The sequence below is a fragment of the Gordonia jacobaea genome, assembly GCF_965344965.1.
GTDB lineage: Bacteria > Actinomycetota > Actinomycetes > Mycobacteriales > Mycobacteriaceae > Gordonia > Gordonia jacobaea.
The window spans coordinates 50,818-75,729 of sequence record NZ_CBDRLS010000005.1 but is presented as its reverse complement, the minus strand read 5'-3'; the positions used below and the strand labels follow the sequence as shown (position 1 = coordinate 75,729).

Genomic DNA, 24,912 nt, shown 5'->3' with positions numbered 1-24,912 from the left:
GTCAATCGTCTGCGCCGTCAGCGTCGCGATGTGCGAGTACTCCCGCGGCGGTGATGCCGTCGACCTGGCCGAACGCCGCAGATTCTGGTTTCAGCATTCGGTTGGGAGGTTGCTGAAGAAGTCATCGGGATCGAAGAGGTACCGCCAGGCCTCGTCGTGCTCGACGTCGTTGATGTAGTTGGAGATTTCGTGTTCGTCGTTTCCTCTGCCTAAGAGAAGCTGAGGGATGTCGGTGCCGGGAGCGCCGAACGCAATGTTGTGGCTTCTGCTGTAGAGCGCGATCGATTTGTTGGCGAGATTGATGATATCGGTGGGCAGGTCGTCGGTGACGGCGTTGCGTGCTCGAGCGAGTGTTTGGCCGAGCGTGTCACCCGATGCCTGGGTGATCGGGGTGATTTCGAGCCGAATCGCCGACTCATGCTCTCGCAGCCAGGCGAGCATCGGTCCCAGTTCGTATCTTCCAGAAAAAAAGACGTTCTCCGTATTGGGTGCATCGGCGTACCCGATGAGTCGTAGTTGTCCCTGGTCGGACGCTTGCAGTCGTAGTTGAACGGCGGTCGGCTCTGCCATGCTGTCTCTTCTCACTGTTCGTTTTCGACGGGTAGGTTGCGGTAGAAGTCGTCGATGTCGAAGAAGTATCGCCAGGCCGTGTCGTGCTCAAGGTCTTGAATCCAGTTGCAGATCTCGTAACCTTCCTCGGAGCGGCCGATCAACAGGCGGGGAAATTCTGCCATCCCAGAGGCGCCGGCACTGATGTTGTGTGTAATGTTGTAGCGGCCGACTTCTGTAATCGCGAGATCGATGACATCTTGCGGAAGATCATCAGTAACAAGGTCGTAGGAGCGTGTGAGTGTTTGGCCGAGTGTTTCGTTCGGCAGTTGGGGTATCACCGGGTCATCATTGCGGATCTGTTCTTCACACTCCGTGAGCCATTCGAGAATTCCCGCGAGTTCCCAATTTCCCTTGAAGAACGTTATCTCTTCCCCCGTCGCGGGGTTCGTGCCAACGAGTTTCAAACCTTCGTACCAGTCGGGCCATACGCCTCCAGGGTGGCGCGGGCCATCAGCGGCGATTCTCAGTTTCATGAGAGTTGTTGAACTCATTTTCCTTTCACCAGCTTATTTTACTGACTATTTGTGAGGTCTCCACGATCGTGGAGGTCACGGAGTATTTTGGGCGGTAACGTCTGAGTATTTTCCCCTGGATACCCGTGATAGCCTACCGTGTTGTCGGGCTGAAATACGTAGATCTTTCCATCCTTTGTGCCATAGCGCTGCTTGCCGTCTTCTATGGACCGGTCCAGTACCTCTTGAGCTTCCTCGTCAATCGGCATCCCTTGTCGAACGCGGTCTGGCATCGACGTGTCATGCTTGGGACTGGGGACAAACTTAGGCGACTTGTCTGGCTCCTCTTCAACAGTCTGCCGTCAGCATCACGATGTGCGAGAGTGCTCTCGTGGCGGTGAGGCCGTCGACCCTGCCGAACGCCGCGGATGGGGGTCTCAGCAATCGGTTGGAAGATTGCTGAAGAAGTCATCGGGATCGAAGCGGTACCGCCAGGCTGTGTCGTGCTCGAGATCGTTGATGTAGTTGCAGATTTCGTGTTCGTCGTTTCCTCTGCCTAAGAGAAGCTGAGGGATGTCGGTGCCGGGAGCGCCGAACGCAATGTTGTGTTTTCTGTTGTAGTGGGCAAGCGATTTGTTGGCGAGATCGATGATGTTGGTGGGTAAGTCGTCGGTGACGGCGTCGCGTGCTCGTGCGAAGGTTTGGCCGAGTGTCTCACCTGAGGCCTGGATGACCAGAGCGAAGCCGAGTCGGATCGCGGACTCATTCGCGTGAAGCCAGGCGAGCATCGGTCCTAGTTTGTATCTTCCTGCGAAGAAGACATGCTCGGGTTCGGGGGCGTCGGTGTATCCGACGAGTCGTAGTTGTCCCTGGTCGGACGTTTGCAGTCGTAGTCGAACGGTTGTCGGCTCTGCGCCGCTGTCTCGTCTCATTGCTCGTCCTCGACGGGAAGGTTGCGGTAGAAGTCATCGATGTCGAAGAGGTATCGCCAGGCTGTGCTGTGCTCGGTGTCGTCGATCCAGTTGCTGATCTCGTGGCCGTCCGCGGAACGGCCGAGCAAGAGATCGGGAAATTGGTCCATGCGACTCGCGCCGATGGCGAGGTTGTGTGTGAGGTTGTAGCGGTTCACTTCCGATATCGCGAGATCAAAAACCTCATCGGGTAGGTCCTCGGTAACAATCTCGTAGGAGCGTGCGAGCGTTTGGCCGATTGTCTCTCCTGGCAATTGGGGGATGACGGGGCTGTCACCGCGGATTTGTTCTTCACATTTCTTGAGCCAGTCGAGAATGCCTTGCAGTTCCCAATTGCCCTTGAAGAAGGTTATCTCTTCCCCGGTCGTGGAGTTGATGCCAACGAGTCTTAGGCCCTCATACCAGTCGGGCCATACGCCTCCAGGATGACGCGGGCCGTCGGTGCGTATTCTCAACTTAAAAGTGTTCGCGCTCGAATTCATTTTCCATTCACCAGCTTATTGTACTGACTCTTTGTGAGATCGCCTTGTTTGAGAAATTCTCGGAGAACCTCCGTAGGAACTCTCTCGCCCTTAGGCAAGGGATACCCATGGTAGCTTCCGGTGTTATCGGGTTGGAATTCGTACACTTTTCCATCCTTCACGCCGTAGCGTTGCTTGCCATCTTCAGTTCTGACGGATTCGTCGAGCAACTTCTGGGCCTCCTCGTCGGAGAGGTCCATGGGTGTTCCTTGAACGCCATGATGGGGCATTGACGTGTCGTGCTTGGGATTCGGGGCATACTTGGGTGACTCGTCCGCCTCGTCAATCGTCTGCGCCGTCAGCATCGCGATGTGCGAGAGCGCTGCCGTGGCGGTGAGGCCGTCGACCTTGCCGAACGCCGCGGTTGCCGCCGCGGCTCCGCCCACGGTCAATACAGCGGTCACCAATCGACTGGTGGTTATCAGGTCGCGGATGGCTGTGCCCGTCCGCGCGATCAGTAGCGCGGCGGCAGAGGCTGATTCGCCGGTTATCGCGAGGGATGCGCCGCCGGTGAACGCGACGACGGCGATGCTGATGATGACTGCGGCGGTGGCTATTCCGAGGGCGATGACGAGTTCGTGTGTGTCGTGTTTGACGTCTGTCCGTAGATCTTGGAGCGCGCTTTGGTGGGAGTTAACCGGTCCAGACATCGCCGTCGAGTAGCTGCTTAGCGCGGTGACGGCACCCTTGAGAGTGGCGAGGTGCGCTTGTATGTGTTGCGCGTCGTCGGTGGTTACGTGGGAGAAGCCGTCGTGCATGGTCTGCAGCGTGCGGTCGGCCTCGCTGACGTGTTCGTTGCTCCCGAAGTTGCGCCAGGCGGTGGCTGCTGACGCCAGTTTGCTGGCATCGCCGTCAGGCACTGGGATGCCGATCTTTGCGAGCAGTCCCGGTATGTCGGTGTCGAGGCCGTCCCCGTTGGAGCCTTTGGCGCTCGGCGGTGGGGCTGCGCAGCCGGCGGTGAATCGACCGAGCGACTGCGCGGGCCGAACCGGTGGCGCGCCCTTGTTGGGATTGGAATTGCTGTTGTGGTTGGCCAGATCCCAGTTGTATCCGGCGGCGTTGACGACGTCGCCGAAATTGGCGAGTGCGTTAATCACCGATTCGGCGTTGGAGAGGAAGTCAGTGGTTTTCGAGTCGTAGGTGGATGCCCAGCTGGCGACGTCGGCGTAGTCGCCCGCCATCGATCCGCATGAGTTGAGTGTTCCCCGCAGGGTGCCAAGTTGTTCCTTCAGGTGCCCGGCCATTTCCTGGCACGCCCGTCCGGCGTCGTAGTAGGGCTTGGTGTCGACGTCGACCATTACCGCAGCATGTTCACGTTGGTGGTCTGAGCCTTGGTGTACTGCCCATGCGCATGGCGCGCTACATTGCGCATCTCTTGGACGCCATCGTTGAACTGCGTGGCCGACTGTGCCCAATGGGCGTGGGCTTCGGCGTGTGCTGCTGCGGCGATACCTGACCACGAGCTCGAATCTAGTTGCTTCACTTGGGAATCGATCGAAGCCAGCTCGTCAGTGAGGATCGTTGCCAATGCGGTCAGTCGGCTGATCACGTGGTCGAGTTCGTCGAGGTTCACCCTGAACGCCGTCATCGCGGGAAGCTCATAGGTTGAGTGCCTTGTCGATCGTCTCGGCCGATGCTGTGTCGGCGTCGCCGTACTCGTCGCTGGCGACGTGGAGTTTGCGAGCCAACGTCTCGAGTGTGCGGAGAATGTCGGTGCCAGCCTTGTTGGACTCCGACCAGCCATGCGCAAACGCCCGACCGGCATCGCCGGTCCATTCGCCCCTGGTCAGGCTGTCGACATCGCGCGCGGTGACGTCGAGTGCCTGGCGCAGCAATCGGTGGATGCCGGCAATCGTTTGGCCCAGGTGAATCACGTCATCAGGAATGACCTCAACACTCTGTGCGTCCCCCTTGTCCATGACGCTGATGCTATCGACCGGAATGACCGCTGAAAAGAACGTAATTCGTGGTTGTGGATAACTCAGTAGCGGCGCATTAGGAACTCCGCGTAGGCACTATCGCTCGACGACGCGTCGCGCAGCCTGCTCCCCGGTGACCGGCCCTGAAGGCGACCATCCGTGCACCGCTTGACGCCACTCGTCGGCGATAGCGTCGGCGCCCCATCGTGCGCCGAGAAGTGCCCCGGCGATGGCGGCAACGGTGTCTGTGTCGTGGCCGATCCGGATCGCGGTGAACAGTCCGTCTCGGATGTGTTCGTCCGGTTCGACGTCGGGTGTCAGGGTGTGCAGGATCGACGATGCAGCCGCCTGCAGCGCGCTGACGGTGAAACCGTTGGGGTTGAACATCTCTGGTTCTTGTGCGGCGGCGTCGTCGAGCCAAGCCGCCCATTGGTCGACTCGGTCACGGGGTAGGAGGTCGAGTCCGGCGGTGACGTCGATCCGTTGCTCGACGACCGCGATGCGGATCGCTTCGCACCACAGGACGCAGGAATCGCCTGCGAGGTCGCCAGCGTGTGTCAGACCTGCGGTGGCCCTCGCTGTTTCGGCCAAGGCCTCTCGGTCGTCGAGGTATGCCAGCGCGACCGGTCCGGTGCGCATGAGCGCGCCGTTGCCTGCCGAGCGGGGATTTCTCGCCGTGTACGCCAAGGATTCCTCGCGCATGACGGTGCCCGGCGCGGCGTCGGGTTCGGCATCCAGGCGCCGACGTGTCGCGCTGAGGACTGCGCTGGTCTGATTTCCGACGTCAGCGGGGACGGATGCGTACCACTGGAGGAAGTTGGCCGCTACCACGTCTTGACCCGCGGGCGAGCCCAGGTCTGTCCCGGAGGCGATGACGTCGAGGATGGCCATTGCCATGTCGGTGTCGTCGCTCCATTGTCCGGGCGCGAAGCTGCCGAGTCCGCCGCCGAGCATCTGCGGTTCTACGGAGTCGTACAGTGCGCGCGTCTCGAACTCGTAGGGCACTCCGAGCGCGTCGCCGACCGCACCGCCGAGGATGGTGCCGGCGATGCGGTCGGATCGATCTGTGATTGTCACGTGTTATAAGGCCTCTCGTCTTGGGGTTGGCATTGGCATCGAATCCGTCACTCTCGCCCGCGTTTCCGGTTGTTCCGGTGGTAGGAGTCACGTGTCATCTTCGACGCGTAGCCGGCGCCGGCCTCTCCGGCAACCGACATGACGTCGTTGATCTCATCTATCTCAACGCGCATCGCCGACCGAATCGGCGCCGGTGCGATGTCCATGGCTGAACCCAGAAGCTGTTGTGAATCAAGCAGATACGACGCGCCGGCATCGAGATCACCCGACTCGTAGGCCCGCGACGCCCGCAGCTTCGCTGCCTGGCCCTCCTGATACAGCTTCTCCGACTGCACAACTGGGTCGGGTACCCGGCCAGCAGTCTCGTCGCCGGGCACCACGTTCACGGTCACCGGGAGCGTCACCGTGTGCTCGGTCAGCGTTGCCGACTCGACATACCTCAGCTCGAGCTCGGCGATCTGCGCGACTCCCAACCCCGACATTCCGTCAACAGCCAACTTGAGCAACAGCTTTCGTGCCTCAGACCCGTAGAGGTCACCCAATTCGATCGACACTTCGCCGTCGGCGACCTGGTGTGCGGGAAGGTCGTTGTACAGGCTCAGCTGCACTTCCGGAACGAACCGCACCGTGAGTGTCACGGCCTGTACCGCCTTGGACAGCAGACCCTCCACCTCGCCGGAGATTGCAGACCCGGCGGCGTCGGGATTCTCGGCGAACACGTGATTCCCGTTGCCGGAGCGTGCGATTGCCGACAGCAGCGTCTCGTCGTATCCGGCGCCGTAACCGAGCGTCGAGGTGACGATCCCGTCGGATGCAGCCTTCGATGTCAGCGAGGCGAACTCGTCGACCTCGCAGATCCCGCTGTTGACGTGCCCGTCACTGACGACAAGCACTGTGCCGCCGCGAATTTTGGATGCTTTGGAGGCGCGACGCAGTTCCTGTAGGCCGCGCAGGTATCCCGAGGACAGATCGGTCATGCCGCCCGCGAAGATTGCGTCGACAAGTTGAGTAGCCTGCTGCTTGTCGGACAGTGGGCCGGCGGGCACGGCGACTTCAGCGTGGTCGTCGAACGTGACGACGCCGAAGACATCCTGCGGGTCGAGTCGTGCGATCACGTCCGCAAGCGCCTTCTTAGCGCCATCGAGTGGGGCGCCGTTCATCGATCCACTGCGATCCAGAACGATCTGCAGCGCGGACCGCGCGCGGTCGACGACTGGCGCGTCAGGCGCCTCGAGTTCGATGAGAACGGAAACCTCGTCGGCGGACTCATGCGCGACAACATCGACATCGAGGGCGGTGGAGAACTTCATGATCTACTCCTGATTCCCGCCCGGGTGAACAACCAAGGCGACTTTGCGCGGAAGTGCGATTAGTAGTTTGCGCGAAATTTCGAATAGTGTCAAGGAGTGGCTACCGGCTCCGACTCGCGCCTTGCGGACTACCCGCGCCCGAACGTGGCCGTCGACATCGCGGTCCTGACCGTCGTCGACGGACAGTTACACGTTGTGGTGCAACGAGATTCAGACTCCGGGCAGTTATCGCTACCTGGGCGTTTTATCCGGGAACGACGCACCGTCGACCAGACTGTGCGTGAGGTCCTTGAACTCAAGCTGGGGCTTTCACCCGATCACGTTCGACCCCACCTGCTCGCGGTCTTCAGTGATCCTGATCGGGATCCCCGCGGGTGGACGATCTCGATCGCACATGCCGTCGCGCTTCCTGCTTCAGCGCTGACGGACGTCGTCGGAGAGCTTGCTCCGCTCGACGCCGATGGGCGTCTCGCGTCGGGGGAGCGGTTGCTCTACGACCATGACGAGATCATTGCATCTGCCACTGACAATCTCCGCGAGCGATATGAGGACCGCCCGGACCCCGACAGTCTGCTTCCCGAGCCGTACACGTTGTCGGACCTGCGCGAACTGCACGAGGCGATCCTTGGTCGACGCCTCATGCGTGACTCGTTCAATCGGCGCGTGCAGCCGTTGTTGGAACCCAAGGTCGACGGCCTGGGCGTTCCGGAGACGCGCCTCGGTGGTGGACGGCCAGCGAGGTTGTTCATGAAGAGTGCGCCGCCATCAGCGACGTTCGGATGGAAGCTGCCGAGCAAGGACGAGTGATCGGTGGCCGGTCCGACTCCATCGGATTCAGGTGAACAGCTGAGCGTCGAAGCCCGGCGCTGGCGACTCGAGTGAACCCGATGTTCGCCCGAATGGCCGATACCGAATCAACCGTGCGGGGGCGAAGATGACGACCAACGTGACCTTCGGCTGAGCGGATGACCCACCATGAATTCCAAACCCCGGGCCTCGACAATTCCCCTTTGTGCGGTGTTGACAGCATTCGCGTTGGCAGCGTGTGGCTCACGCAACGACGCTCCCAATACCGCGGCTTCCGGGACTTCGACTGTGAGTTCATCAACGACACCGTCCACCGTCTCGCCGACGACCACAGCAACCGAAGCCACCACGCTGCAGTCCACCGAGTCTGAATCGACGCCAGCAACTTCCGCGCCTGAGACCAATAGCGCAGGAGTCGTGACCGACCCACCGCACACGGGAACAATGGCAGACGGGTCCCTGATGTGCGGGGATTACACGATCCCAGCCAACCAGACGACGTGGACTCTGGTCGTGAACACCGGCGACGTCAGCTGTGCCACCGCGCGCAGCGTCCTCGAAGACTTCGACGCGGGCAAAGGGACGCCCACTGCCCGCAACGCCGCAAGCATCGACGGATTTGTCTGCGCAGGAAACCCTGCAGGCGCGATAGACGAAACGGATGTCGCGGAGTACTGCGAGGATCCTGCAACCGCGCAAGCCATTCAGAGCTACACGATTTCGGACTGGCACCAGGCGGCGCACCCAACCCACTTCGAACTCGAAATGTCCTGATTCCTGCACAACTCGATCCGCCTGTCAGCCCCGTATGCCAGAGTCATCCTGCACGCGGAAGGGGTAGCTATGACGCAGACGATCGACACCATTGGGCAGAAGCCGCTCGCGGAGACGGTGTGGGAACTCCTCGACGACGACACTGATATCAACGACGAGGCCAAGTACGTCGTGATCGCGGCAATGGAGAGCGAGCAGGCTCTTGCCGAACAACTTGGTGGCAAGGCGTCGCCCCAACAGCGACCCGAGCCGACCGAGACCGAAGCCGAGCCCGCGGGTGCATTCCTGCGCCGCATCATCGTGTCGGGCTTCCGAGGCATCGGGCCCGAAGCGTCGTTGGATATCACCCCGTTTCCGGGGATCACAATCGTCAGCGGCCGCAACGGTTCGGGCAAGTCGAGCTTCGCCGAAGCCCTCGAATACGCGCTCACAGGCGAGAGCTACCGTTGGCGGGCCAAGAAGTCGCAACTGTGGGCGGACAGCTGGCGAAATCTGCACCACGGCAACCCCTGTGAGGTCCAGGTCGACTTCACCGTCGAAGACGGACCGTCGACGTCGATCGGAGCGTCCTGGTCGGCGGAGGCGAATCTCGACGACGCCAAACGCTGGTCGCAGCGCAAGGGCGAGAAACGCCAGACCGGCGTCGATGCCCTGGGATGGTCGACGGCCGTCGAGATCCACCGACCAATCCTCAGCTACGACGAGATCGGCGGACTTCTTGAACAGGAGCCGTCGAAGCTCTACGACGCGCTCGACAAGCTTCTCGCGCTCGACGAGGTTCTCGACGCCGAGACACGACTGACCGCCGAATACACGGCACGACGCCAGGCGAGAAAGACGGCGAACGACGCGCGTGCTGGTCTGAAGAAGGCCGTGGTCGGGATCGACGATCCGGCTGTCGTGGCGCTGGCAAAGATCTTGCGTCCCAATAAGTATGACCTCGATGCGATCGCCAACTTGGTGTCCGGAGTCAGTGGACAACATGGCGGTGTCGACGCGCTACGGGCGATCGTCGAACATCAACAACCCGACGTCGAGGCATCGGCACTGGCCGCTCAACTGCGTGACGCCCTCGTCAATCTGCGCACACTGGCCGACAGCACGCTCGAACGTGCCGAGCAGCGCACACAATTGCTGTCGGCCGCATTGGAGTTCCGAACGGCATCGGGGACCGGCTCAGTCACGTGCCCGGTCTGCGAGCAAGGTGTCCTCGATGCGCAGTGGGAAGCACACGCACGCGAGGTCATCGATCAAGAGAATGAGCAGCTGGCGCTGTATCGCGAAGCGCGACAATCCATCCAACAGCTCGAACGCTCAGCGCGAAACCTGCTGAGTTCGCTCCCCGACATCGCTCCTCTCGACGACGTCGAACTGGCGTCCCTCGATGCGTATCGGGCCGCGCGTGCGGAGGCTGTCGAAGCCGTTGCGGTTGAGGAACTTCCGCTCTATCTCGAAGAGAAACTCCCAGCTGTGCAGGCTGCTCTGGGCGCAGTGCAGGCAGAGGCAGCGGCCGCGCTCGACGAACACCAGAGCGTCTGGGCGCCGATGGCCGAGCGCACGATGGAATGGGTTGCGCTGGAACGCACCGCGAGGGAGACCGACGACATCGTCGCGATCCTCGACACTGCGAAAAAGTGGGTGAGCAACAACGCTCAACTGTTGCGCGAGCAACGACTCGAGCCGATCGCCGAAGGCGCACGGGCGATTTGGGCTCAGCTGCGCCAGGAGAGTGACGTCGACGTCTCCACGATTACGCTGGAAGGTAAGCGCACGCACCGCAAGGCGATTCTGCAGGGAACCGTTGACGGCGAACCTGCAGGCGCGCTGTCGGTGATGAGTCAGGGTGAACTGCATGCGCTCGCCCTCGCGCTGTTCTTGCCGCGCGCTACGGCGTCGTCGAGTCCATTCCGATTCATCGTGCTCGACGATCCGATCCAGGCGATGGACCCCGCCAAGATCGACGGATTCCTCAATGTGCTCAGGGATCTCGCAAAGACTCGGCAGATCATCGTGTTTTCGCACGACGACCGCCTGGCCACCGCGATTCGTCAGCAATCCATCGAAGCGCATCTGATCGAGGTGTCACGCGAGTCCGGTTCGAGGCTGGTGGTGAAGCCGGCCGAAGATCCTGCGCGCCGCTACGTCGAAGACGCGTACGCGGTGGTCGTCGACGACAATGTTCCCGACGACGTGAAGCAACGGGCATGCCCGGCGCTCTTCCGTCTTGCAATTGAATCTGCTGCGCGACAACGCTTCTTCACGTGCCGCAATGCGGAAGGAGAGTCTCAGCGCGAGTCCGAGAAGCTCTGGAGCGACTTCACCAAGATGAATCAACGCGTGGCACTTGCTCTCGAGGGAGACGCCGGCGCAAACATCTCGGGTTGGCGGTCGTGGCGCGACTACCGCGGACCCGCACTGTTCATTGCAAACAAGGGCACTCACGAAGGTGCGGTCGTCACCCAGGACAACATACGGGATCTGCGGAAGACCGTCGCCGACCTCTTGGAGGGGAAGTGACCCCGGTCGAGTTGCTCGCCTACGCGCAGCAACTCCTTGTAGGACAAAGTAGTTCGACGTCCGGCAACTCGTCGAGGCTGGCCGCGGTCGTGGCGCGACAGGCCGTCGAAGAGTGCGTCAACCAGCGATGTATAGCCGTCGGAGCCCCGTGTGAGCGCGCGACAATGCGCTCGCGCCTGGCACTACTCAAAGCGCTCGACGACCCGCAGCGTGCTGACCAGTTGGCCTCGCTGTGGCATCAACTCAGCGCCTGCTGCCACCAACACGCGTACGAACTGTCACCGACGGTCGGCGAGGTCAGGGCTCTGTGCGAAGGCGTTGGGGCGGTGGTTGTGGGGAGTTCCTGCAGTTGATGTTGGCTAGGTATAAGAAACTCTCCGGCAGTGGAAGTGGTGTACATGACTCGGGCAGTACAAGAGATCGGACGCGAGGCATTGGTGCGTGGCGCGACGGGATGGGTCCTGGTCGATGTTGAGACGTCAGGTACCAGTGCTCGCAGAGACCGCGTCCTGAGTCTTGCGGCTCTCACGTTGGATCCGTCGGGTCGTGTAGAGGATGAGTACTCGACACTGCTAAACCCGGGCTGCGACCCCGGGCCCGTCCATATTCACAACCTCACACCCGCTCGTCTTCGTGGCGCACCTACGTTCGACGCAGCGGTGCCTCACCTCAACCAGATGCTGGCCGGGCGCACCCTAGTCGCACACAATGCGACCTTCGACCACGGTTTCCTTGTTGAGGAGGCTGGGCGACTCGGCGCGAGCCTTCCTATAGCGCAACGCCTTTGCACCGTGACACTGGCGCGCCGCTTGCAACTCGACGTGCCCAACGTGAAGCTTGGCACTCTTGCCGCGTACTGGGGAATTAGGCAGCAAACCGCCCACGACGCCCTGGATGATGTGCGGACCCTCGCGGAGGTTTTTCGACGCAGCGTCGACCTCGCAGGTGAGTTGGAGCTGGCGTTGCCAATCGTTGCGTGTTCGGCGATGTCGCGGGCATACCCCGACAAGGTCACACGCGTCCCGTGCCCATGGCGTGATCCCGGTCGATACGACCCGGCCGTTGGTTTGATCCAAGGAACGAAGGTGGTCATAACTGGCGAGACAGCGCTTCCTCGGCAGGCGTTGGCGCGGCGACTTGCGGATGCCGGCCTTGACGTGATGAATGCGGCAAGCGGCAAGACCGGATTGCTCGTCGCCAACCGTGGTGCGCCTGATTCACGAAAGCTTCGTCGGGCAAGGGAATTGGGGATACCAGTTGTCGACGAAGCCTCTGTGCTCGACCTCGCGCGGCGCATCGTTGGTGGTGTACCGAAGTCGGCCCCGGAATCCATTGAGGTTGTTACTGTCATTGGCGCGCCAACGACACCAACACCCAAAAGATCCGTCGGAGCCAATCAATCTGGGCCTTGGGTTGGTCGGCGGGTACTGGTAATGGGTGGTAGTCACCTCGAGGCCACGATGATGCGTTCACGCGTGACGCAGTTGGGTGCAGCGGTCGCGATCAACTTGACCGCAGGTGTCACCGATGTGCTGATCCTCGACGGCGGGGAGGGTGACCCGCGTATGGGAAAGGTCCGCGAGCGGTCATTGACGACACTCGGGATGCATGAGGTCAACGCCGCGCTTGACGTGAAGCGCGACGTCGTTAAGGCTCTCGAACCGGCGCAAAGTGCTCTTGGGCAGGATCAGGAAAGGTCACAAGTAGCGATGGTGCCGGGAGCCGTGATCGACCTACCGACAGGCCTCGGGCGGTTCACCGTCAACGTGTCGTGGAGTTCCGCGCGAGTCACAGCGCCCGAAGTCGACGTGGTTGCGTTCGAGTTAGGGACAGACGAGAAGGTCACTTCTGACGACGAGTTTGTGTTCTTCAATCAACCCGCAAGTCCTGACGGCGCTCTAACTCTCTCCATCGACGGCGATCGCGAGCAAGGAATATCGGTCGACCTCCGAGTCGTACCCGAAGACGTTTCACGGATTACTGTGGGTGCCGCGATCGAGGACAAGACTTTCGGCGAACTTGGCGCGCTAGCAGTAGAAGTCACTACACCTGACGCAGGGATTGCGAGCGCGGTACTCGATGCAGCGACCACTGAGAGGTCGATGATCATCGCCGAGATCTATCGACGACGTGAAGTCTGGCGGTTGCGGATGGTCGGACAGGGTTACGACGACGATCTCGCTGGCTTTGCAACTCGGCACGGCGTCGAGGTCGAGGACTGACCGACCCGCATCGACTCGGGCGGTACACGTGATGGACTCGTTCGTCCTTCAATCGCGACCGGATGCTTCTACCCTTGACCCGTATGCGCCGTCCACCGCACCCCCGTCCGCTCCTCCGCGCCGCAGCGTTGGCCATCGCGCCAGCGCTGATCCTCGCGGCCTGCTCGTCGACAAACGACGACGCTGCCCAACCGTCCGTCACCTGCGGCGAGATCCCGACGGGCACGCAGATCGACTCCAGCGCGGCGCCAAAGTCGTCGCAGGACATCTCGACGCGACCCGAAGCTGCCACCGGCTATCGCACCGGGATGCAGCCGGTGCAGACCAACACCTACGCCGCGGCGACGGCCAACCCGCTGGCCACCAAGGCGGCGTGTGAGACGCTGCGGGACGGCGGTACCGCAGCCGACGCGCTCGTCGCAGCGCAGATGGTGCTCGGCCTGGTCGAACCGCAGTCGTCGGGCATCGGTGGCGGGTCTTTCGCTCTCTACTACGACGCCGCCAAACACAAGGTCACCGCTTTCGACGGCCGCGAGACCGCTCCGGCGGCAGCCACCGAGGACTACCTGCGCTACATCAGTCCCACCGATCAACGTGCACCTATCCCGAGCGCGCGTGCATCCGGGCGCTCCATCGGTGTCCCCGGCGCCGTGCGCATGCTCGAGGAGATCCACAACGAACATGGCCGCACCGCCTGGAAGAACCTCTTCGATCCCGCAGTCAGCCTGTCCGACAACGGCTTCGACATTTCGCCGCGACTCGCCACCGCGATCTCCGAATCGGCCGACGACCTCAAGGCCGACGACGACGCGCGCTCGTACTTCCTCAATCCGGACGGCACGCCGAAGACCGCCGGAACACGACTGACCAACCCCGCGTACGCGAAAACGTTGGGCGCGTTGGGAACCGACGGCGCACAAGCCCTGTACACCGGAGCCATCGCCGACGCGATCGTCGCGAAGGCCGGCTCGACGTCGAACGGTATGACGCCGAGTCTGCTCACCACCGACGACCTCAAGAACTACAAGGCCATGCGGCGCGAACCAGTCTCCACCGAGTATCGAGGCCACCGCATTGTTGCGATGCCCGGACCGTCGTCGGGCGGCATCACTGTCGCCGCGACGATGGGCATCCTCTCCAACTTCGACATTCCGTCGATGGGGCCGACCGGCGTCGACCGCGACGGCGGGCACCCGAATCCCGAAGCGGTGCATCTGGTCAACGAGGCCGAGCGCCTCGCCTACGCCGACCGCGACAAGTACATCGCCGACCCCGACTTCATCCCGTTGCCGGGCAAGGGTGTTGCGACGATGCTCGATCCGACCTACCTGAAACAGCGTGCGGCACTGATCAAACCGAACACGTCGCTCGGTAAGGCACAACCCGGAGATCTCGGTGAGGTCCCGCTCGGTTCCTACACAGGCACAGAACACGGAACCAGCCACATCACCGTCGCCGACAAGTACGGCAACGTGGCGTCGATGACGACCACCGTCGAATCGGCGTTCGGCAGCTTCCACATGGTCGACGGCTTCATCCTCAACAACCAGCTCACCGACTTCTCCGCAGAGCCGCGCGACGAGACCGGGGCGCTTCTCGCCAACCGGGTTTCGCCGGGCAAGCGCCCGCGATCATCGATGGCACCGACCCTCGTCATGCAGCCAGGAGCCAACGGTGAGCCGGACACCCTGACGGCCGCGCTCGGATCGCCCGGCGGCTCCGTGATCATCCAGTTCGTCGTCAAAACACTTGTCGGAATGCTGGATTGGAACCTGAACCCGCAGCAGGCGGTATCGATGATCGACTTCGGCACAGCCAACACCCCGACGTCGAATGTCGGTGGCGAACACCCACTGGTCAACACCGCCAACGACGGCGCCGACGATCCACTCGTCAAGGGACTGCGCGAACGCGGAGAACAGGTGTCGGTCGACGATCAGTCGAGCGGGCTCAGCGCACTGCAGCGCTCAGGTAACGGCTGGCTTGGCGGGGCGGATCCTCGCCGGGAGGGCGCCGTGATGGGCGACGACGCGTCGTTGAAGTGAGGTCGACGTCGGCGGGACGCTAACGATTCTCAACCGTCCGCGCCAGAATCCCGAGCGTCGCGCGCAGCCCGGCCTCGGGGATGATCGGGAACCGGCCCTTGATGTCCTCGTTGGTCACGCGGCTCCAGTCGTAGTACGACGTGACGAGCGTGCCGTCGTCAGTCGGTTCGAGCCGGTAGCCGTAGCGATGATCGAGTGGCGGTCGAACGGTTCCGATGATCGTCCATTCGATCCACCGGTCCTTCTCGAAGGCCGTGATGATCACCCGTACGTCGTACTTGCCCATCGGGAGGTCGTTGAGCGACTCGCGATCCATGTGGACGACGAACTCGTCGTCCACAGCGCTGACGGGCGATCCTTCCGCACTTTGCAACATGCCTGAGCTGTCGATGGCGACGTGGCCTTCTGGCGTGGTCAGAAGCTCAAAGATCGCCGACGGTTCGGCGTAGATCAGACGGGTGATCTCGAATAGCTCGGCCATCAGGTCTCCTCGTGTCGACGTTGTGCCCACGATATGTGTTGCACCAGAGTCGACGCCTCCGCGAACAACCCGACCTACCACTTCGCGACCCTAAGAATCTCGCAGATTCATACCCTCGGCGCGTCTGCGACCTGGCACTAACGTGGCGTCGGTTATGAGTGTCAGCGCCCAGCCCTGGCTTGCTGGCCAGCAACCCTCCGTCGTGGTGGGGTGCTCCAGGTGACAACCCGACGGAAGCAGGCACTCGCCGCTGCCGTAACAACGACACCGAGGAACGAAGACCGATACCTGTGACAGCTGAACTTTCCGCTGCGCACTCGCGTCCGCTGACCAGCGAACCGCGTGACGCAGAACTGCTTTCGGCCAAGCTGGTCAAGGCGCGTAAGGCCGGCCAGTGGGTGAGTAGCGCCGTCTTCCTGGTTCTCGCAGCGATGCTGGTGCACACGCTCCTGACCAACCCGCGGTTCCAGTGGGATGTGGTCGGCGACTACTTCTTCCATGCATCAATCCTGCGCGGCCTCGGCCTGACCTTGTGGCTGACTGCGTCAGTCATGGTGTGCGGCTTCGCATTGGGGATTCTGCTCGCCGTGATGCGCCTGTCGTCGAATCGCATTTTGTCGACGCTGAGCGCGGGCTACGTCTGGTTGATCCGATCGATTCCGCCGCTTGTCCAGTTGCTCTTCTGGTACGAGCTGGCCTCGCTGTATCCGCAACTGTCACTGGGGATTCCGTTCGGTCCGGAGTTCGTCAAAGCCGATACGGCGCACTTGTTCTCGGGCGTGCTCGCTGCGTTCGTCGCATTGACCCTAGATGTCGCGGCGTTCGCAGCCGAGATCGTGCGGGGAGGCATCTTGTCCGTCGACCGTGGTCAGGCCGAGGCGGCAGAAGCTTTGGGGCTGAGTCGGTATCGCATCTTCCGTCGAATCATCTTGCCGCAGGCCATGCCGGCGATCGTCCCGGCGTCGGGCAATCTGCTCATCGGACTGCTCAAGGCGACATCGATCGTCAGTGTGATCGCCGTCCAAGACCTGCTCTACTCCGTGCAATTGATCTACCAGCAGAACTACCTGATCCTGCCACTGCTGCTGGTCGCGACCATCTGGTACATCATCGTCACCAGTGTGCTCTCCGTCGGGCAGTACTTCGTCGAACGTCACTACTCGCGCGGCAATCGCCGACCGCAACAAGGGTTCTGGACGACGGTCCGCGAGAACCTTCCGCTGTTCGGGCGGGTGCGCACCGACCTTCGCAGGTTTGATCGTCGTAACGAAGGTGCGGTGGGTGCGTGAGCTTTTCGACGACGCGCCGCGGGAAAACCGCAGCCCTGCGTGACGATACAGAGTACGACGAGACGCTACCCCTAGTCCGAATCCGAGGACTGCGCAAGAGCTTCGGACTCCACAAAGTCCTCGACGGCATCGACGTCGACGTCCCGAGGGGCACTGTGACGGTGTTGCTCGGACCGTCGGGCTCGGGTAAGTCGACGCTGCTGCGCTGCATCAACCACCTCGAGAAGCCCGACAGCGGCTTCGTCGAGGTCGGTGGTGAGATCATCGGATACCGGCCTTCGTCGGGAAAGCTGCACGAACTGTCCCATCGTGAGATCGCGCGTCAGCGTTCCACGATCGGGATGGTCTTCCAGCAGTTCAACCTCTTCGGTCATATGACGGTGCAGCAGAACGTAATCGAAGGACCGTTGGCCGCGGGCATCCCACGCGGCGAAGCCGTCGCACGAGCCGACGATCTGCTCGAACGTGTCGGCATGGCCGGACGCGAAAGTGCCTACCCGCGCCAGCTCTCCGGCGGTCAGCAGCAACGAGTCGCCATCGCACGAGCCTTGGCGCTCAAGCCACGCCTCATGCTGTTCGACGAACCGACAAGCGCGCTCGATCCTGAACTCGTCGGCGAGGTCCTGGCCGTGATCCGTGATCTCGCACGCAGCGGCATGACCATGGTGATCGTCACGCACGAGATCGGATTCGCCCGCGAAGTCGCCGACCAGGCGATCTTCCTCGACGGCGGGCGCATCGTCGAATCCGGCGCTCCCGCAGAGATTCTCGACGACCCGCAGCATGAGCGCACGAAAGCGTTTCTCTCCGCGGTGCTGTGAGCCCGCGCGAGGCCGGTTACGGCAGAGCCATTTCCTCCTGCCGTAACCAGTTACCAGACAGAAGAATTCAGACAAGGGGACCAGAACGATGAAGCACCGCCCACGTATCCTCGCCCTGTTGGCCGCCAGTGCGGTGGTCGGGAGCATTGCGCTGAGTGGTTGTGGATCGTCGTCGGACGACACAGTGAACTCCGCAGAGGCGTCGGCCGTTCCGACACAGGACATCACCAGCAAGATCGTCAAGGACGATGTGATCAGCGCTGAGCTGCCGGAGAGCGTGCGCTCTGCTGGAACCCTGACCGTCGGCACCACACAGACTCCCGGGACGTCGAGCCTGCCGCACGGCGGTGTTGTCGACGACAAGAACGTCGGACTCGATCTGGACTTGCGTGACGCGATCGGCAAGGTCCTCGGTGTCAACTGGAACGTGGAGTACGGAACGTTCGCCTCGATCATCCCCGGCGTCCAGAACGGGAAATATGAAGTAGGACAAGCGAATTTCGGAGTCACCGCCGAACGCGAGAAGGTCCTCGACTTCTCGACCTACCTCAACGACGGCCAGGGCTTCCTCGGCTCGAAACGCGTTGACCTACAGAAGGTCTCGACCATCACCGATGTGTGCGGTTACACCATCGCCACCACGCCCGGTTCGACCTTCCAGACGCTGCTGAGCTCGCACGTCGATGACTGTGCCAAGATCGGCAAGAAGCCGTGGACCGTCCAGTACTTCAACGACACGGCGCCCATCTTCCTGGGTCTGGCGAACGGCAAGGTCGACCTGTTCTTCGGGCCCGTACTGAGCCTGAAGTACGACGAGAAGCACGTCGAGGGAACCAAGTTCCTCGGCCAGATCAGCTCCACACCAGTCGGATTCGTCACCGCCAAAGACTCGGGCCTGGCCAAGCCGATCTCCGATGCCGTGAACAAGCTGATCGCGACCGGCGACTACGCCAAGATCTTCGCCAAGTGGGGTGTCCCGGATACCGGCGTCGAGAAGTCGACGGTCAACCCGCCGAGCACGTTCTGATCGACGGACTGCCTCGCGATCGCGGCGAGCGGGCTGGTCGCGGGGTCGTTGGCGGTGCGCCGGTCCGTGGGAAGTAGGGACGTAGGTGCTCCTCGGCCTGCGGGAAGTAGGGGAAGTCGGTGCTCCTCGGCGTGCGGGAAGTAGGGGAAGGGTTCTTTCCGCGTCTTGCTGACCTTTCCGCGAGGAACAACTCGAGGAAAGCGAAGGAACCCACCGAAAGATCCTTTCCCCTACTTTCTGTGCCTCGTGGAGCTCCTTCCCCCACTTCCTGCGCGGCGGCAGACTGTTTCCCCTAGTTTCTGCACGGTCGAGCGACCATTCCCCGACTTCCCGCACGTCCGCGCGGCGTTCAGACCGCCGCTCCGCCGTCGAACTGCGACGACCCGGCGCGCGCCTACACTTGGTCGTATGGCGATAGTGAACCGGGGGTTCGTCGGGCGTCGCGATCGGATGGCTGATCGGCTGCCGCCCGGGCAGTACTCGACCGTCGACTTTCCTGTGCTGTCCGCCGAGCCGACGCCGGCGCTGCCCCATGACCGGTGGCGGCTGACGATCCAGTCGTCGGATCATCGTGCGCACAGTCTCGACTGGTCCGACTTCCGCGACCTCCCGCACCAGGACGTCACGACCGATATCCATTGCGTGACACGCTGGTCGAAGTTCGACACACGGTGGCGTGGCGTGTCATTCGACGATTTGTTGTCGACGCTGCCGTGGGCGCCGGACGCCTACGTGATGGCACACTGCTACGGCGGATACACCACCAACGTGCCGCTCGCCGACCTCACCGACGGGAAGGCATGGCTCGCAGACACTTTCGACGGTGAGCCCCTTGCGCCAGAACACGGAGGGCCGGTCCGACTGCTCGTTCCGCACCTGTACTTCTGGAAGAGTGCCAAATGGGTTCGGCGCCTGCGGTTCATGCCCGACGACGCGCCGGGTTTCTGGGAGGAGCGCGGCTACCACATCTACGGCGACCCCTGGCTAGAGCAGCGCTACTCGTGACACCACTGCCCCCACGCGGCTAATCGTGACAGCCGTCCGGACACCGAAGGAGTGACGACCGTGGACTGGCAGATCACGACCGTGGTCGGTGCGCAGATGCAAACGCCCACAGCGCGTTCACTGCGACTCGCACTCAGCGAACCGATGAGCGCTGATGCGGGCTCGCACATCGACATCCGACTCACCGCAGAGGACGGATACTCGACGGCCCGGCCCTACTCGCTCTCCGATGTCCGCGAGAGCCGCACCATCGAGGTGACCGTCGAGAAGGTCGACGACGGCGAGGAGTCCCCGTACCTCGTCGACGTCGTCGAAGTAGGAGAACCGCTCGAGATCAGCGGACCCAACGGGCTGTGGTTTACGTGGGAACCGTCGCAGACGTGGCCGGTCCAACTCATCGGTGGCGGGTCGGGGATTGTGCCGCTCATGTCGATGATCCGACTCCGCGAGGTGAGCGCCCCGTTGACGCCCTTCAACCTCGTGTACTCGTTACGGGAGCCGAGCCGCCGCTACTTCGCCGACGAGTTGGATCAGTTGGTCGCGCACAATCGGTTGCCTGTCAACATCTTTCACACACGAGTCGCTGCGGACGAGGAGCGTCGTCGACCTGGACGCGTGACCGTCGACGAACTCGCCGCGGTGACGTTCCCACCCGAGCGGGAACCCATCGTCTACATCTGCGGACCCAACGGGTTCGTCGAACATTGTGCTCAAGCGATGCTCGACGCCGGGCACGACGCCGCACGGATCAGGACCGAGCGTTTCGGCTAGGGCAGTGCTGACATACAGCAGACGGCATGGCAACGAAGAACGCCTGGTAGTCCGTCCGGGCGCCGACGCCAGAAACACGTGTAACTGACACCCGCGAGCGGAACTTCGCGCGCAGATGTCAGAAACACGTGTTTCTTGCAGACCGCAGGCGGGCCGGGCAGACCGCAGGCGGGCCGGGCAGACCGCAGATCAACACGCCTGAGCCCTCACGCCACCGCGAGCGCGTCGACGGGGGCGACGGCGACGGCGCGACGGCTCGGCGGCAGCGATGCGGCGATCACGACGACGGCGGTGCCTGCGATGATTGCGACGAGTGCACCCCAGGGCAGTCCGACGGGGATGCCCGACGTCGCCTTGCCGATGAGCGACTGGCTGCCGACGGTGCCGAAGATGATGCCGAGTACCAGGCCGGCGATCACTGCGGTTCCGCTGAGCGCCAGTGACTCGCGGACAACCATTGCGCGCACCTGCTTCGCCGTGAACCCCATGGCACGCAGCATTCCGATCTCGCGGGTGCGGCCGATCACGGTTAGCGACATCGTCGACACGAACCCGACGGCGGCGATGATCGCCGAGATCGCAATCATGGCAAGCAGAATCGCGGTGATGACCGACAGTGAGCGTTCGGTCTCTGCCATCTCGGCGGCTGGCATGTCCCAGCTGTGGATAGACTTCGTCAGTGAGCTCATCCCCGACGCGATGGTGGTCACCAGCGTCACGCCGACGAGTAGTCCGATCGTGGAGCGGGTCGTCCGTCGTGGATCCGACACGGCGTTCTTGCGTGCCACGATCGACGGTGCGCTGGCACCGAACGCGGCACCCATCCACCGGACCAATTGCGGCACAATGCGTTGCGCGCCGATCAGCACACCCGTCGAGACCGACGCGGCTCCGAGGAAGGCGACTGCGAAGCCGGTGAGATTGCCGAACTCTCCGAGGTAGCACGCGAGCGCCAGCAACAACGCGCCGAGCACGATTGCGCCGCAGGCAACAACCGTCCGGAACGCACCTACCTTCGACCGCGCCCCGTGCGCCACCGCGGCACGAGTGAGCGTCGACCGTGTGCCCACCCGCGCAGCGACGGCCGCGATCACGACGACAGCGATGCCGGCAGCGAAGACTCCCAGTGGTAGGAGTGGGTAGTCGCCGTCGGGCAGTTTTCCGTTGTGTAGCAGTACCTCTCGAATGATGGTCATAACCACTGTCGCGCACACGACGCCGATCACGGCTCCGATGGCCGCGACAGTGACGACGGCCCGGGTGAGTCCAGCTCGCAACTGACGTGCGCTCGCCCCGATCAGGCGTAGCAGTCTCAATTGTGCTCGACGACCGGCGATGACCGTGTCGACACCCGAACTGATCACGATCCCGGAGACGAACAGGGCGATACCGATGAAGACCGCAGCAACCACCGCCAGCGCTGCACCGGCAGAACCCCCCTTCTTCTCCGAGAGCACCGACAGCATGCTCGCAGCGTCGACAAGCGTTGTCCCGTAAGCACTGGCGAGACCTGCGACGATGCCGACCGTCGACAACTCACGCAACGATCCGACGGTGAGTCGTGCCGATGTTGCCCTCATGCCGAGACCCCCTGCAAGCCGATGAGAAGCTCGGAGATCTCGCGCGCGCCGAGGCCGCGGTACTCGCCGGTGATCTCGCCGTCGGCGAGCATGATCACGCGGTCGGCATACGACGCGGCGACGGGATCGTGCGTCACCATCGCGATGCCCTGCCCGTATTCGCGAACCGCGGTGGTCAACAGCGCCAACACTTCTCGGCTGGTACGTGTGTCGAGGGCGCCTGTCGGCTCGTCGGCCAGGATGATCGTCGGACGCATTGCGAGTGCGCGCACGATGGCGACACGTTGCTGTTGGCCGCCGGAGAGTTCTGCGGGTAGGTGGTCGAGGCGTTCGTCCAGGCCGAGCGACCGCACCAGGTGCGCGATCCAGTAGCGAGTTTGAGCGTCGAGTCGTGTCCCGGCAAGTACGAACGGGAGGTTGATGTTCTCCTGAGCTGTGAGCGTCGGGATGAGGTTGAACGATTGGAAGACGAAACCGATGTGTCTGCGGCGCAGCACTGTTCGTGCTTCGTCGTCGAGTGATCCGATCGGATTTCCGTCGACCCAGATCTCACCCGAAGTGATGTCGTCGAGTCCAGCGACGACGTTCATGAGCGTCGATTTGCCCGATCCCGACGGACCCATGATTGCCGTGAACTCTCGACGTCGCAAATCGAGCGACACGTCGCGTAGCGCATGGATCGGTTGACTCGAGTCACCGTAGCTTCGGAATACGTTGCGTAGCACCACAGATGCTGGTTCATTCGTCACGCAGATAACGCTAGGGAAATCGATGGTCTCAGTCGTCAGCCATGACGATGAAATCAGCTCGGCCCGTCGGATGACATCGCGTACATCTCGAGATGTATGGCGTGGCGGTCAGACCAATCCGTGGTCGTATGCGTACACGACGAGCTGCACCCTGTCGCGCAGTCCCAGCTTGGCGAGAATACGCGAAACATGGGTTTTCACAGTGGCTTCCGAGAGGACCTCGGCGTCGGCGATCTCGGCGTTGGACAGTCCCTGTGCCGCCCGCACCAGTATTTCGCGTTCGCGTGGGGTCAGGCGGTCGTACTCGGGTCCGGGATCGCCTGCCCGCGTGCGGGTCTGCTCGAATAGCCGTCGTGTTGCCGACGCCGCGACCACCTGACTGCCATTGGCTACGGCTCGGATCGAGGCGAGTAGGAAGTCCGGCTGTGCGTCCTTGAGCAGAAATCCACTGGCCCCCGCGGCGATGGCCGACGCCGCTGCCTCGTCGGCGTCGAATGTCGTGAGTACCAGGACACGTGGGGCGTCGTCGCCGAGTGCGCTGACAAGGTCGCCGGTGGCTGTGATGCCGTCGATGCCGGGCATGCGGACGTCCATCAGGACGACGTCGGGTCGTGTGGTGCGCACGAACTCCAACAGTGAGAGAGCCGACGACTCGTGTCCGACCACCTCCATGTCGGGCTGACTGTCGACGATCATCGCGATGCCCTGGCGGAACATGGGCTGATCGTCGATGAGGGCGATTCGGATCACCGCGACAATCCTTTCGAGTCGACGTCGGAGGTGGCGGGCACGCGCAGTTCGACAAGCCAGGTGTCGTCGGCAGCGGTGCTGCGCAGGGTTCCACCGACGAGCGCGGCGCGTTCAGCCATGCCGATGATGCCGCGCCCAGCGCCACCGGGGGAGAGCGGGGTGTCGGTGAGGGCGTTGCGCACGGCGAGGTGGCAGCCGCCGCTCCAGTCGATCTCGACGGTGACGGGGGTGGCCAGGTCGCCGTATTTGAGTGCGTTGGTGAGCGCTTCGGTCAAGACGCGCTGTGCCATGCGTCCGACGGCCGGCTCGCTGGTCTCCTCGTCGCCGATCTCGCGCGTCTCGATCGTCATGCCCGCGGTACGCATCCGCTCGTACAGGGTTTCGCGGTCGGCGCGGGAGGCGGCGACGGCGTCGTCGTTGTTGAGTTGGGCGAGCAGTTCCCGTACCTCGCCGAGCGATTCGCGTGCGGTGTCGGCGATGACGGTCAGCGCATTGCGAGCGACATCGGGCGCGGTGTCGATGCTGTAGCGCGCACCCTCGGCCTGTGCGACGACGATGGTCAGCGAGTGCGCGACGACGTCGTGCATGTCGCGCGCGAGGCGGGTGCGTTCACGCTGTTCGTCGTAGAGATCCAGCAGGCGTTTGCGTTCGAGCTGCGCGATGGTTTCGGCGACGTGGGCCTGCGCGACCGTACGACGTTGATACCGGATGAACCCGAATGTCCACCCGCCGATCACCACGACTGCCGCCAGACAGAATCCGACGAACGTCGTGAACGCGCGGTTGAGCAGGGACGGCTCGACCGTATAGGCGTGTGGGAACTCCCACCCGGCGACGAGCGATCCGATAACGGCAACCGCGAGCGAGCCGCGTCGAACGCGTTGGTCTGGATGCCCGCCGAGTGTTGCGAAGATCGGGAAGTAGGCGAGCGAGGCCATGACGGCGATCTGGTCTGTTGCCACCTGTATCGCCGCGGATGCCAAGGCCAGCACGATCATCAGTGTCGGAGCGAGGCGTCGCACAGCGAGCGCGACGGTCACCAGCACGGCGGCAATGCCCGCGGGTGTCGACTGATCGAAGTGCAGCCAGATCGCAAATACACCGAAAATCAGGGCCACGGCGACGTCGAGCATGAGGCCTCGACGGGTCAGGCCGCCGGCATAAAGCGGGTCGCGCATGCGTCCAGAGTGTCAGATCGCGGGAGCGACCCGG

Annotated in this window: 24 protein-coding genes and 1 riboswitch; of the genes, 10 read left to right on the top strand and 14 right to left on the bottom strand. The window is 62.7% G+C overall.

The annotated features are described in order from the left end of the window. Window positions 1-90: 90 nt before the first annotated feature. The 9 genes from ACRVY7_RS17300 to ACRVY7_RS17260 form a co-directional block, all read right to left on the bottom strand. Complete coding sequence (locus ACRVY7_RS17300; protein ID WP_431817951.1) at window positions 91-570, bottom strand: hypothetical protein; 480 nt, start codon at window positions 568-570, stop codon at window positions 91-93. A gap of 11 nt (window positions 571-581) precedes the next feature. Further along, complete coding sequence (locus ACRVY7_RS17295; protein ID WP_431817950.1) at window positions 582-1,085, bottom strand: hypothetical protein; 504 nt, start codon at window positions 1,083-1,085, stop codon at window positions 582-584. Window positions 1,086-1,501: 416 nt separating this feature from the next. Next, on the bottom strand, window positions 1,502-1,996 hold the full coding sequence (locus ACRVY7_RS17290) for a hypothetical protein (protein ID WP_431817949.1): 495 nt from the start codon (window positions 1,994-1,996) through the stop codon (window positions 1,502-1,504). Next, complete coding sequence (locus tag ACRVY7_RS17285; RefSeq protein WP_431817948.1) at window positions 1,993-2,517, bottom strand: hypothetical protein; 525 nt, start codon at window positions 2,515-2,517, stop codon at window positions 1,993-1,995. Before ACRVY7_RS17285 ends, ACRVY7_RS17290 begins: the two co-directional genes overlap by 4 nt. Continuing rightward, window positions 2,514-3,854: a hypothetical protein gene (locus ACRVY7_RS17280; RefSeq protein ID WP_431817947.1), complete on the bottom strand. Its 1,341-nt coding sequence runs from the start codon at window positions 3,852-3,854 to the stop codon at window positions 2,514-2,516. Before ACRVY7_RS17280 ends, ACRVY7_RS17285 begins: the two co-directional genes overlap by 4 nt. Continuing rightward, window positions 3,854-4,144, bottom strand: a complete 291-nt coding sequence (locus ACRVY7_RS17275) for a WXG100 family type VII secretion target (protein ID WP_431817946.1) — start codon at window positions 4,142-4,144, stop codon at window positions 3,854-3,856. Before ACRVY7_RS17275 ends, ACRVY7_RS17280 begins: the two co-directional genes overlap by 1 nt. Window positions 4,145-4,154: 10 nt before the next feature. Next, window positions 4,155-4,475 (bottom strand): WXG100 family type VII secretion target, encoded by a 321-nt coding sequence (locus ACRVY7_RS17270; RefSeq protein WP_431817945.1) that lies wholly within the window; start codon window positions 4,473-4,475, stop codon window positions 4,155-4,157. Window positions 4,476-4,571: 96 nt separating this feature from the next. Then, entirely contained in the window at window positions 4,572-5,552 is a 981-nt protein-coding gene (locus ACRVY7_RS17265; RefSeq protein WP_431817944.1) for an ADP-ribosylglycohydrolase family protein, read from the bottom strand. A gap of 47 nt (window positions 5,553-5,599) precedes the next feature. Then, window positions 5,600-6,862, bottom strand: coding sequence for a vWA domain-containing protein (locus tag ACRVY7_RS17260; protein WP_431817943.1), 1,263 nt, complete (start codon window positions 6,860-6,862; stop codon window positions 5,600-5,602). A 96-nt stretch (window positions 6,863-6,958) separates the two neighbouring features. On the opposite strand from ACRVY7_RS17260, the gene ACRVY7_RS17255 reads away from it, so the two are divergent. The 5 genes from ACRVY7_RS17255 (at window position 6,959) to ggt (ending at window position 15,227) form a co-directional block, all read left to right on the top strand. Further along, window positions 6,959-7,669: an NUDIX hydrolase gene (locus tag ACRVY7_RS17255; RefSeq protein ID WP_431817942.1), complete on the top strand. Its 711-nt coding sequence runs from the start codon at window positions 6,959-6,961 to the stop codon at window positions 7,667-7,669. Between the two features lie 513 nt (window positions 7,670-8,182). Further along, the gene (locus ACRVY7_RS17250; RefSeq protein ID WP_431817941.1) at window positions 8,183-8,443 is read left to right on the top strand and encodes a hypothetical protein; all 261 of its coding nucleotides are present in this window, start codon (window positions 8,183-8,185) and stop codon (window positions 8,441-8,443) included. A gap of 69 nt (window positions 8,444-8,512) precedes the next feature. Continuing rightward, on the top strand, window positions 8,513-10,960 hold the full coding sequence (locus tag ACRVY7_RS17245) for an ATP-binding protein (protein ID WP_431817940.1): 2,448 nt from the start codon (window positions 8,513-8,515) through the stop codon (window positions 10,958-10,960). Between the two features lie 398 nt (window positions 10,961-11,358). Further along, window positions 11,359-13,182 carry a TerD family protein gene (locus ACRVY7_RS17240; protein ID WP_431817939.1) on the top strand — a complete coding sequence of 608 codons (1,824 nt, stop codon included), beginning with the start codon at window positions 11,359-11,361 and terminating at the stop codon, window positions 13,180-13,182. An 83-nt stretch (window positions 13,183-13,265) separates the two neighbouring features. Continuing rightward, window positions 13,266-15,227 (top strand): gamma-glutamyltransferase, encoded by a 1,962-nt coding sequence (ggt, locus tag ACRVY7_RS17235; protein ID WP_431817938.1) that lies wholly within the window; start codon window positions 13,266-13,268, stop codon window positions 15,225-15,227. A gap of 19 nt (window positions 15,228-15,246) precedes the next feature. Here ggt and ACRVY7_RS17230 read toward each other — a convergent pair whose 3' ends face one another. Further along, a complete protein-coding gene (locus ACRVY7_RS17230) occupies window positions 15,247-15,708 on the bottom strand; it encodes an SRPBCC family protein (protein WP_431817937.1) in 462 nt (153 codons plus the stop codon). Between the two features lie 150 nt (window positions 15,709-15,858). Then, window positions 15,859-15,976: riboswitch (SAM riboswitch) on the top strand. A gap of 22 nt (window positions 15,977-15,998) precedes the next feature. Here ACRVY7_RS17230 and ACRVY7_RS17225 point away from each other — a divergent pair. The 5 genes from ACRVY7_RS17225 to ACRVY7_RS17205 all read left to right on the top strand — a co-directional run bounded on the left by ACRVY7_RS17225 (window position 15,999) and on the right by ACRVY7_RS17205 (window position 20,621). After that, the gene (locus tag ACRVY7_RS17225) at window positions 15,999-16,997 is read left to right on the top strand and encodes an amino acid ABC transporter permease (protein ID WP_431817936.1); all 999 of its coding nucleotides are present in this window, start codon (window positions 15,999-16,001) and stop codon (window positions 16,995-16,997) included. A gap of 35 nt (window positions 16,998-17,032) precedes the next feature. Then, window positions 17,033-17,818 carry an amino acid ABC transporter ATP-binding protein gene (locus ACRVY7_RS17220; RefSeq protein ID WP_431818241.1) on the top strand — a complete coding sequence of 262 codons (786 nt, stop codon included), beginning with the start codon at window positions 17,033-17,035 and terminating at the stop codon, window positions 17,816-17,818. 88 nt (window positions 17,819-17,906) lie between these two features. Continuing rightward, complete coding sequence (locus ACRVY7_RS17215; protein WP_431817935.1) at window positions 17,907-18,845, top strand: transporter substrate-binding domain-containing protein; 939 nt, start codon at window positions 17,907-17,909, stop codon at window positions 18,843-18,845. Between the two features lie 408 nt (window positions 18,846-19,253). Next, a complete protein-coding gene (locus tag ACRVY7_RS17210) occupies window positions 19,254-19,850 on the top strand; it encodes a sulfite oxidase-like oxidoreductase (protein WP_431817934.1) in 597 nt (198 codons plus the stop codon). A gap of 96 nt (window positions 19,851-19,946) precedes the next feature. Then, complete coding sequence (locus tag ACRVY7_RS17205) at window positions 19,947-20,621, top strand: FAD-binding oxidoreductase (RefSeq protein ID WP_431818240.1); 675 nt, start codon at window positions 19,947-19,949, stop codon at window positions 20,619-20,621. Between the two features lie 206 nt (window positions 20,622-20,827). Here the strand turns inward: ACRVY7_RS17205 and ACRVY7_RS17200 are convergent, their stop codons facing one another. The 4 genes from ACRVY7_RS17200 to ACRVY7_RS17185 form a co-directional block, all read right to left on the bottom strand. After that, window positions 20,828-22,201: an ABC transporter permease gene (locus tag ACRVY7_RS17200; protein WP_431817933.1), complete on the bottom strand. Its 1,374-nt coding sequence runs from the start codon at window positions 22,199-22,201 to the stop codon at window positions 20,828-20,830. Next, window positions 22,198-22,950 (bottom strand): ABC transporter ATP-binding protein, encoded by a 753-nt coding sequence (locus ACRVY7_RS17195; protein WP_431817932.1) that lies wholly within the window; start codon window positions 22,948-22,950, stop codon window positions 22,198-22,200. Before ACRVY7_RS17195 ends, ACRVY7_RS17200 begins: the two co-directional genes overlap by 4 nt. A gap of 108 nt (window positions 22,951-23,058) precedes the next feature. Next, window positions 23,059-23,700 carry a response regulator gene (locus ACRVY7_RS17190; protein ID WP_431817931.1) on the bottom strand — a complete coding sequence of 214 codons (642 nt, stop codon included), beginning with the start codon at window positions 23,698-23,700 and terminating at the stop codon, window positions 23,059-23,061. Further along, entirely contained in the window at window positions 23,697-24,878 is a 1,182-nt protein-coding gene (locus ACRVY7_RS17185; protein ID WP_431817930.1) for a sensor histidine kinase, read from the bottom strand. Before ACRVY7_RS17185 ends, ACRVY7_RS17190 begins: the two co-directional genes overlap by 4 nt. Between the last annotated feature and the right edge of the window lie 34 nt (window positions 24,879-24,912).

Coding starts and splice junctions, on each gene's coding strand:
- ACRVY7_RS17290 (WP_431817949.1), bottom strand. CDS start 1,996: ATGAGACGAGACAGCGGCGCAGAGCCGACAACCGTTCGACTACGACTG.
- ACRVY7_RS17240 (WP_431817939.1), top strand. CDS start 11,359: ATGACTCGGGCAGTACAAGAGATCGGACGCGAGGCATTGGTGCGTGGC.
- ACRVY7_RS17275 (WP_431817946.1), bottom strand. CDS start 4,144: ATGACGGCGTTCAGGGTGAACCTCGACGAACTCGACCACGTGATCAGC.
- ACRVY7_RS17210 (WP_431817934.1), top strand. CDS start 19,254: ATGGCGATAGTGAACCGGGGGTTCGTCGGGCGTCGCGATCGGATGGCT.
- ACRVY7_RS17215 (WP_431817935.1), top strand. CDS start 17,907: ATGAAGCACCGCCCACGTATCCTCGCCCTGTTGGCCGCCAGTGCGGTG.
- ACRVY7_RS17260 (WP_431817943.1), bottom strand. CDS start 6,862: ATGAAGTTCTCCACCGCCCTCGATGTCGATGTTGTCGCGCATGAGTCC.
- ACRVY7_RS17185 (WP_431817930.1), bottom strand. CDS start 24,878: ATGCGCGACCCGCTTTATGCCGGCGGCCTGACCCGTCGAGGCCTCATG.
- ggt (WP_431817938.1), top strand. CDS start 13,266: ATGCGCCGTCCACCGCACCCCCGTCCGCTCCTCCGCGCCGCAGCGTTG.
- ACRVY7_RS17285 (WP_431817948.1), bottom strand. CDS start 2,517: ATGAATTCGAGCGCGAACACTTTTAAGTTGAGAATACGCACCGACGGC.
- ACRVY7_RS17295 (WP_431817950.1), bottom strand. CDS start 1,085: ATGAAACTGAGAATCGCCGCTGATGGCCCGCGCCACCCTGGAGGCGTA.
- ACRVY7_RS17205 (WP_431818240.1), top strand. CDS start 19,947: ATGCAAACGCCCACAGCGCGTTCACTGCGACTCGCACTCAGCGAACCG.
- ACRVY7_RS17200 (WP_431817933.1), bottom strand. CDS start 22,201: ATGAGGGCAACATCGGCACGACTCACCGTCGGATCGTTGCGTGAGTTG.
- ACRVY7_RS17230 (WP_431817937.1), bottom strand. CDS start 15,708: ATGGCCGAGCTATTCGAGATCACCCGTCTGATCTACGCCGAACCGTCG.
- ACRVY7_RS17280 (WP_431817947.1), bottom strand. CDS start 3,854: ATGGTCGACGTCGACACCAAGCCCTACTACGACGCCGGACGGGCGTGC.
- ACRVY7_RS17270 (WP_431817945.1), bottom strand. CDS start 4,475: ATGGACAAGGGGGACGCACAGAGTGTTGAGGTCATTCCTGATGACGTG.
- ACRVY7_RS17300 (WP_431817951.1), bottom strand. CDS start 570: ATGGCAGAGCCGACCGCCGTTCAACTACGACTGCAAGCGTCCGACCAG.
- ACRVY7_RS17245 (WP_431817940.1), top strand. CDS start 8,513: ATGACGCAGACGATCGACACCATTGGGCAGAAGCCGCTCGCGGAGACG.